Below are 8,720 nucleotides of genomic sequence, written 5' to 3'. Positions count from 1 at the left end.
CTTGACTGCCTTAAGTGGCTTCGTTGGCCCAACGGTTTTTTCTGCCCACAATGCGGGACATCTAGCCAATGGCGGATGGAGGGCGGACGGTTTTGGTGCGCGCCATGCCAACGCCGGAGCTGTGACTGCCGGAACCATCTTTCGCCGTACGCGCTGCCCTCTCATGGCCTGGTTTGCAGCCGCTTGGCATATGGCCTCCGCAAAGAATGGCGTCCCTGCAAAAACCCTGCATAAGCGTCTCGATGTTGGCACTTACCGGACGGCTTGGGCCATGCTGCACCGCTGCCGCCCTGCGATGGCGCGACCAAACCGTGATTTGCTCACCGGTGAGGTCGAAGTCGACGAGATTTTCATCGGTGGCCTCAAACCTGGGAAGCGGGGGCAGGGAGCGGAGGGCAAGACGCCCGTAGCTGGCCGTTGAATGACCCAGCCCCAAGGGGTTCGGTTGGTGCCGCCTGCGTGTCGTTCCCGACGCTCGGGCGTCGGCGTTGCGCTTGTCCCTGCTCGACTACGTTAAGCCGGGTGCCGCCATCCACTGGTGGCTTTTCTTCCCCAGATGCCATTGAGGGCGACTGCCTGCACAAGCCTCATGGGGTGACCCGCTCCAGCGCCTCAGCCCATGTATGTTTGCCGGAAGTTCACCGCCTAGCCAGCCTCCTCAAGCGATGGCTGCCCGGAACTCATCAAAGGGCAGTGGAGGCGGATCATCTTCAAGCGCACCGACGAGTCCGCATTCCGTTCCAACCGGCGCAAATCGGAGTTTCGTGGCCTTCTTTTCCGGCGACTCCCCAAACAAGCGGTTCAAATGCAGCCATTATCCTATAAGGCTCTCGTTATGAATCCATTGACCAAACCCACAAACCCCCGCCCACCCATCAACCATAGGCCACACCCCTCTTCATGTGCAAGTAAATCCCCTATGCACCCATGGAGGGACCATAATCGGTACTGGTCACAGCACTTAAATGGCTAGCCCTTTAAAACTATAACCCTATGCTGATAATATGAAAATATATTGGGATTGTTATTACAAGGATGTGATTATTAATTGTCATCCTTGGCTTCTGGATCCCTGCCGGAACTATGCTGCTTGTAAATAGTGCACATTGGCTGAAGCCCCTTGCTAATCAGGTTATTTTTTTGATGAATTTATACAACCTCTTATTACAAGGACACTTGATAATTTTACGGCAGTTAATGTGTTAACATTTGCGATAAATATGGACATGGTCAGCATAATCGGAAGTCATTATATGAACAATAAGCCCAAGCATTTTACCCAAATAAATAATCCTGATTCTGCAAAATCTATTGGCTTGACCCATCCGCTTCAAGCAGCGATTATTTTTCTGCTTGCCTGTTGCAGTTCCGCCAGTTTCGCAGCGAAGCCTACCTTAAATGACATCGAGCATATTATTGTCATTTATGCCGAGAACCGCAGCTTTGATAATCTCTATGGCTTGTTTCCGGGCGCTAATGGCATCAAGCAGGCAACGCCGGAACAATATACCCAGATCGACCATGACGGCAAAGTGTTCAAGGAGTTGCCGCCCATCTGGGCAACTGAGATAGGTAAGCCACCACTGGTTGAACGACTGCCAAATAAACCGTTTCAAATTGACCGCCCGTCCATGAATTTGCCTTTGTCCGCCAGGACGCGAGACCTTGTACACCGTTATTACCAAAACATAGAACAAATCAACGGTGGCAAAAACAATAAGTTTGCCGCCATATCTGATGCCGGTGGGCTGGTCATGGGCTATTACGATGGCTCAAAACTGCCGCTGTGGAAATGGGCGCAAGACTATGTGCTGGCCGATAACTTTTTCATGGGGGCATTCGGTGGCTCTTTCCTGAACCATCAATGGCTGGTGTGCGCCTGCGCCTTGTACAATCTATCGGCAGCCGAAGACGCACGGATACCCCTGGACAGGCGTGGCCTGCTTAAACGGAAGCCAGATTCCCCACCATCTGCCATGTATGGCGCACCCAAATTCGAAGGAGGGGAATTGCCAATTACCCCAGACGGTTATGTGGTCGGCCCTGTTCAACCACCCTATCAACCCTCACAAATTCCTCCGCCACAGGACGGTGACCAACGATTTGCCGATCCTGACAAGCTGCCGCTACTGCCACAGACCACAAAAACAATTGGCGATACCCTGACCGCCAAAAATGTCTCCTGGGTGTGGTATGCAGGGGCATGGAAGCAAGCCTTAGCCGACGGCGGACAAGCAACAGACATCAAGCGTACCGTGATTTATACGAATAAGCCCGGAACCGTCAACTTTCAACCACACCACCAGCCATTCAACTATTATGCCCGGTTCGCACCTGGCACTCCTGATCGGGAACTGCATTTACAGGATGGCGAAGATTTTCTGCAAGCAATAGAAAAGGGCACATTGCCGCAGGTCGCATTCTATAAGCCTACCGGTCAGTTCAATGAGCATCCCGGTTATACCGACGTGCTAACCGGTGACCAGCATCTCGACAAGATTCTTACCAAAATCAAACAAAGCCCGGTTTGGCCGAAAACCGTTGTGATTGTCACTTACGACGAAAACGGCGGGTTTTGGGATCATGTTGCGCCGCCCAAAGGCGACCGCTGGGGGCCAGGGACTCGAATACCCGCAATCATTATTTCACCTTTAGCCAAGCGGCATTTTGTTGACCACACTTCTTACGATACCACCTCGATTATCAAATTTATTACGTTGCGATTTGGCTTAGAGCCTTTGCATGGCGTTCGGGCTAACGCAGGTGATTTGACCAACGCTTTCGAATTCTAAATCTAATTTTTTCGGAGAAGACGCATGCTAGAAATTACACAACTCATAGCCGTACTGTCTTGCACCCTATTTACTGGCGCGGCCATTTACATAAATCTTGTCGAACATCCAGCGCGCATGGGTTGCGATACAAAAACTGCTTCAATAGTATGGGCATCAAGTTATAAACGCGCCATAATGATGCAAGCTTCTTTGGCAATTATAAGTTTTCTTGCAGGTCTTACTGTATGGTTACTTGGTGGTAGCGTTATGTGGCTCTTCAGCGCCATGATTATTGGCTTGGTTGTGCCGTTCACATTCATTGCGATTATGCCTACCAATAATTTACTTCTTGCACCAGAGCGTGATCTAGCTTCACAGGAAACTCGCGAGTTACTAAACAAGTGGGGTAAATTGCACTCTGTTCGTAGCCTTCTAAGTCTCATCGCATCAATTAGTTATATCGTCTTGCTAATTAAAGTCTAAAAAAATGCTCGACCTAAGCATTGTTTCACAGTATTGATCTTACAAAAAATAGCACTTCTGTTGTCCATTTAGCCAAAATGCTTTTTAATTACTAATACAAAGCATGCGAAATCGATTTCTTATCTTCGGTGTTTTATGGGCCTTACTTTGGGTTAACCCAGTCAATGCGGAGAACCCCAAGGCAGCGATTGCCTCAGCACACCCTTTAGCGACTGAGGCAGGATTTGAAATTATCGGCAAGGGTGGCAATGTCTTTGATGCGGCGGTTGCCGTGAGCGCAGCTTTGGCTGTAGTCGAACCGGCGGGTTCAGGTTTGGGCGGAGGCGGTTACTGGTTGTTGCACCGGACGAAAGACCAAGTTGAAACCCTGATCGATGGCCGTGAAAAAGCGCCATTAGCGGCGCATAAGGACATGTTCCTGGATAAATCCGGCAAAGTGATACCGAAATTATCGCTGGACGGGGCGTTGGCGGCTGCGATTCCTGGCTTGCCAGCCGGCTTGGTACATCTGTCGGAGAAATATGGTCGCTTGTCTCTTGCGGAAAATTTAGCCCCAGCAATACGCTATGCCGAAAATGGATTTGCAATTACGGAACGGCACAGAAGAATGCTCACTTTTCGGGCCGATGTGCTGAAAAAAGACCGCCATGCAGCAGCCATTTTTTTATCTTACGGGTCAGTTCCCAAACCGTTCTCAATCCTCAAACAACCCGACTTGGCAAATACCTTAAAACAGCTAGCCAAATCCGGCAAGGACGGATTTTATAGTGGTGAAATTGCCGATAAATTAGTGGATAGTGTCCGCAAGGCGGGTGGGATATGGAGCCAGCAAGACCTAGACGATTATCAAGCTGTAGAACGTGTACCCGTTAAAGGAAGCTATCAGGGCATAACCATCACCAGTGCGCCGCCATCATCGTCCGGCGGTATCGTCTTGCTCGAAGCCTTGAATATCCTCTCAGGATTCGACTTGCAAAAAACGGATGAAATAACCCACAAACACCTGATAGCAGAAGCTATGCGCCGCGCTTACCACGACCGTGCCTTATATCTTGGCGATCCTGACTTTATCGACATTCCGGTCAAACGTTTGCTCAGTGCGGATTATGCCGCCGGGTTGCGGAGCACTATAAGGCCCGACAAAGCCTTGCCGAGCGGCTTTTTATCCGGTGACCTACCCGAGCAGAATCAAGGAACCCAGACCACACATTTTTCGATTGTTGACGAAGACGGCAACCGGGTTGCCGCTACCCTAAGCATCAATATGCCGTTCGGCTCTGGATTTGCACCGGAAGGTACCGGTGTATTGCTCAATGATGAGATGGATGATTTTTCCAGCCTTCCAGGTGCCATGAACGGTTATGGGTTGGTCGGGGGCGTTGCTAATTCGATTGCTCCAGGGAAACGTATGCTGTCCAGCATGACACCGACTTTTCTTGAAACACCTGAGCGTATTGCCGTTTTGGGTACGCCCGGCGGCAGCCGCATTATCTCGATGGTTTTGCTAGGGGTGTTGGATTTTGCCAAAGGCAATAACCCTGATTCTTGGGTAAGACAACCCCGTTTTCACCATCAATTTATGCCCGATGTCCTGGAACATGAGAAAGGTGCGTTTTCTCCAGGCGAGCTTTCAAAGTTGACTGCTCTGGGCCATTTTGTGAAAGAAACCCGCAGTCTGTACGGCGATATGCAAGCCGTCCAGTTGCACAAAGGCACACATTCATTGACAGCCGCCAGCGACCCACGAGGGGTAGGCAAAACATGGGTAAGCCCTTAAGTGGATAGCCATACGATCAAACTTTGGCAAGGCGATTGTGAGACAACGGAAGTCAATTATCTGCATTATTGGCGTATACTCGACCCAACCGAGCAGCAACATGTCAGCACAATAAAAAATGAGCAATTGCACAGGCGCTATGTGGAAATCCATGCTCGGCTAAGAATTCTGCTGGGACATGTCGTCAATGCAATGCCTGAACAACTTCGTATCCATAAGACCGAATATGGCAAGCCTTATCTCGCTGATTATCCCGAACTGGTTTTTAATTTATCGCATACCGCCAATAAGATGGTCGTGGCAATCGCTAATAACTACGATCTAGGCATTGATATTGAACTGTGCAAGCCCAGGACAAATTTAGATGCACTGGTCGATAAATGTTTTGCGGAGGAAGAAAAAAGCTACTGGCAACAACTGCCGGAAAATGAGAAAACACAAGCCTTTTTCCGCTTCTGGACACGTAAAGAAGCCTTTGTGAAAGCGACAGGCAAGGGTATCGCGCTTGGGTTGAAGCAATGTGTCATCAATCCACTAAATCAAACCGAACTATTAAGAATCCCTCAGGATTATGGGCAAGCCAGCGAATGGTTTATACAGGATATTGATTTAGGTGAATTTATTTGCTGCGCATTGGCGGCAAAAAATAAAGGCATTAATCACATCGAACGGCTGGATGTGTCCTGGAATTCACTCGCTACAATAGCGTAGCAAGACGGGTGTATAAGTTCGGTTACCGCCAGAAATAAAAAAACCGCCCAAGAAGGGCGGTGTTATACAACAAAACATGAGATTCTGTTTCAGGGAAATGAGGATGATCGTTAGCGGACATTGTGGTGCTGTTGAACTTCATTCCCCAAACCCATAATAAAAGCGAATTAGATTACAATTACAGGTTTGTACATCTAAACTTTAAGCCGGCCGTTGCAGTAGATAGCCAGCGTTGTATAAATTCCGAAAAATGACGCTAGTAAAAAATCAAAATGGGAATAATGCAAAATGAACCTTAGTATTACCTGTAAGCCTCGACAAAGTGTTTTTGATCGATCCCGCAGAGATGTTGTTTTAAACATTGATGACTTGCTTAAAGACCGAATCAGCCCTGACCAGTTTTTTGATGAAAACTTTATTACCTCGGGAATGCAGACCTTGCTAGATAAGGTCTTTGAACGGTTAGAAGGGCGAAGCAACCAGGCCAGTACATTCTTACTCAGCCAGTCGATGGGTGGGGGTAAAACCCACAACATGATTGCTTTGGGGCTATTGGCCAAAAATCCGGCGCTACGGTCAAAGATTCTGGGTAATAATGTCCAAGGCTCCCGTTTAGGCGCAGTTCGAGTAATTGGCTTTAATGGCCGTGAATCAGATGCGAAATTTGGTATATGGGGCGAACTTGCCGATCAACTGGGCAAAAAAGATGTTTTTCGTGACCTATATTCGCCTTTAAGCGCACCTGGTACCACGGCATGGATTAATTTACTCAAGGGTGAACCGACAATCATCTTTCTGGATGAATTGCCGCCGTATTTTGCTAACGCAAAAGCTAGGGAAATTGGTGAAACCACACTGGCGCATGTCACTAATACCGCCTTATCCAATTTAATGGTCGCCGTTGACCGTCCTGAATTATCGAATGTTTGCGTGGTTATATCCGATCTCCGTGCATCTTATGAAGATGGATCAAACGAACTCAATCAAGCATTGGACAACCTTGCCAACGAAGCGAACCGGTCATCATTACGTTTAGAACCGGTTAATCCTCAAGGTGACGAGCTATACCATATCTTGCGCACCCGCTTGTTTTCTGACTTACCAGATGAAGAAACTATTCGCGGGATCGCCCAGGACTACGCTGAAGCCGTTCGTGTAGCCAAGCAAATGGATATTACCAATGCGACGCCGGAATCCTTTGCCGCACAGTTAGTTGAATCCTACCCCTTTCATTTTTCAATCCGTGATTTGTATGCACGGTTTAAAGAAAATCCTGGGTTCCAGCAAACACGAGGTTTAATTCGGTTAATGCGGGTCATTGTTGCCGATATGTACACTGCAAACATTAGAGGTGTGCTCCGTGCAGACCGTGTGAAATTAGTTCATCCGTACGATTTCAACCTCAACAACGAAGAAATACAATCAGAAATCCGTTCGATAAATCCTTCGCTAACAGAAGCGATTACCCATGATATTGCGAAAGATGGACATTCCATAGCTGAAGAGTTAGACATTCGTTTAGGGACAACAGACGATGCTCAAGATGTAGCCAAACTCATATTAGTGGCCTCACTAGCGGCTGTACCCGGTGCAACGCACGGTTTGCGAGACAGTGACATTGTTAGCTATTTATGTGCGCCAGGGCGTGATATTTCAGCCATTAAAAAGAATGTCATTGATTACTTGCCTACCCAAGCCTGGTATTTACACCGCAGTGTCGATGGTCGTTTATTTTTTAAAAATATCCAGAACCTGGCGGCCAAACTACACAGCCAGGCCAATTCCTATAACGAAGAAAGTTGTTTAAAAGAATTGCGCAAGTATTTGGAGGGTTTATTTACGCCGCATAGTCGTGATTGCTATCAAGACATGCGAGTTCTTCCGCCATTGGATAAGTTGAATTGAAAATCGATCGGGTAACCTTAATCATTACTCAACCCGCTACTAATCCCGTACAAAACAGCAAACTCAGCGAGGAATGGCAAAAATTCTATGAAAGTGCCGACTTTAAAAACAGGGGTGTTATTTTTAACCGGAAGTCATCGCAGCATGGGGCGATTGATAGAGCAAACTCGACAATACAAGGCTATCAACGACATTCTGGCAGAATTTAAAGCTGAGCGCATGGTGAGCAGTGATCAGCAATATCGTGATGCCGAAAACTCACAGGACAAAATCACGCTAAGTTTGCGCAGTGCGCTACAAGAAACCTTTACCACCCTTATTTATCCCGGTAGAGACAATGCCCTGCGCGTAACTGATTACCGGATTCACTTTGAAAACAATCAATTTGACGGTGAAAAACTGATTCGTGACACCCTGGAACAAAAAGGCAAATTCACCACCGATGTCAGCAGTGATACCTTTCGCAAAAAAGTTGAAGCGCGATTATTTCGCAATCAACAAAAATCCCAGTGGAACGAAGTGCTTCGGACCGCTGCGACCAATACCGAATGGAATTTTCATGATCCTAAAGCGCTCGAAGCCCTCAAGATAAAAATGCTCGATATGGGTGCATGGGTTGATGATGGCGGCATTATTAACCGTGAACCGCCTAAGCCGGAAACCCAGGTCAATGTTCAGTTGTTAAGCCGCAATACTGATACCGGAGAGGTTAACTTGAAAATAACTCCCGTCAACGGAAACAAGGTGCTTTATGAGCTAGGCCATAGCTCGCCCAGTTCCGCATCAATGGATGTCGCGGAAACTGAGGGTGGTTATTCCCGGTTTAGCACTAGCGATATGCGCGTTACTTTTGCATGTATCGATAGCCGGGGTGAACATGACCAGGGCAGCGTTTATGTATGGGAAAACACGCTGCAACTTAAACATGAAGTGATTCAGCAGGGCGATAAGTGGCAAGTTGAACTGAAAGCCGTACCCGGTGGAGCGGAAATACGTTATACCACTGATGGCTCAGACCCTGGCAGTTTAGGCGCTCGTTACGACAGTGCATTTGAAGTTCCGGCGTCCAG

At 47.9% G+C, this 8,720-nt stretch carries 8 protein-coding genes; all 8 read left to right on the top strand.

Going from position 1 to position 8,720, the window contains the following annotated elements; genetic code table 11:
- On the top strand, positions 1–234 hold a 234-nt coding region (locus ACLQ6D_RS17210; RefSeq protein WP_411728534.1), incomplete at its 5' end, for a transposase.
- On the top strand, positions 164–421 hold the full coding sequence (locus ACLQ6D_RS17205; protein ID WP_411728533.1) for an IS1595 family transposase: 258 nt from the start codon (positions 164–166) through the stop codon (positions 419–421). The genes ACLQ6D_RS17210 and ACLQ6D_RS17205, both read left to right, overlap by 71 nt.
- An 832-nt stretch (positions 422–1,253) precedes the next feature.
- Positions 1,254–2,792: an acid phosphatase gene (gene acpA, locus ACLQ6D_RS17200; RefSeq protein WP_411728532.1), complete on the top strand. Its 1,539-nt coding sequence runs from the start codon at positions 1,254–1,256 to the stop codon at positions 2,790–2,792.
- A 24-nt stretch (positions 2,793–2,816) separates the two neighbouring features.
- Complete coding sequence (locus tag ACLQ6D_RS17195) at positions 2,817–3,257, top strand: DUF1772 domain-containing protein (protein WP_411728531.1); 441 nt, start codon at positions 2,817–2,819, stop codon at positions 3,255–3,257.
- A 103-nt stretch (positions 3,258–3,360) separates the two neighbouring features.
- Positions 3,361–5,034, top strand: a complete 1,674-nt coding sequence (gene ggt, locus ACLQ6D_RS17190) for a gamma-glutamyltransferase (protein ID WP_411728530.1) — start codon at positions 3,361–3,363, stop codon at positions 5,032–5,034.
- Positions 5,035–5,745, top strand: a complete 711-nt coding sequence (locus ACLQ6D_RS17185) for a 4'-phosphopantetheinyl transferase family protein (RefSeq protein WP_411728529.1) — start codon at positions 5,035–5,037, stop codon at positions 5,743–5,745.
- A gap of 369 nt (positions 5,746–6,114) precedes the next feature.
- A complete protein-coding gene (locus tag ACLQ6D_RS17180) occupies positions 6,115–7,650 on the top strand; it encodes a DUF499 domain-containing protein (RefSeq protein WP_411728528.1) in 1,536 nt (511 codons plus the stop codon).
- Positions 7,651–7,737: 87 nt separating this feature from the next.
- Positions 7,738–8,720, top strand: a 983-nt coding sequence (locus tag ACLQ6D_RS17175; RefSeq protein ID WP_411728527.1) for an FN3 associated domain-containing protein, incomplete at its 3' end; no start/stop codon positions are given.

The organism is Methyloglobulus sp., from assembly GCF_046714055.1.
Taxonomy (GTDB): Bacteria; Pseudomonadota; Gammaproteobacteria; order Methylococcales; family Methylomonadaceae; genus Methyloglobulus.
This window is presented reverse-complemented; position numbering and strand designations above follow the sequence as displayed.

Coding starts and splice junctions, on each gene's coding strand:
- ACLQ6D_RS17205 (WP_411728533.1), top strand. CDS start 164: ATGGCCTGGTTTGCAGCCGCTTGGCATATGGCCTCCGCAAAGAATGGC.
- acpA (WP_411728532.1), top strand. CDS start 1,254: ATGAACAATAAGCCCAAGCATTTTACCCAAATAAATAATCCTGATTCT.
- ACLQ6D_RS17195 (WP_411728531.1), top strand. CDS start 2,817: ATGCTAGAAATTACACAACTCATAGCCGTACTGTCTTGCACCCTATTT.
- ggt (WP_411728530.1), top strand. CDS start 3,361: ATGCGAAATCGATTTCTTATCTTCGGTGTTTTATGGGCCTTACTTTGG.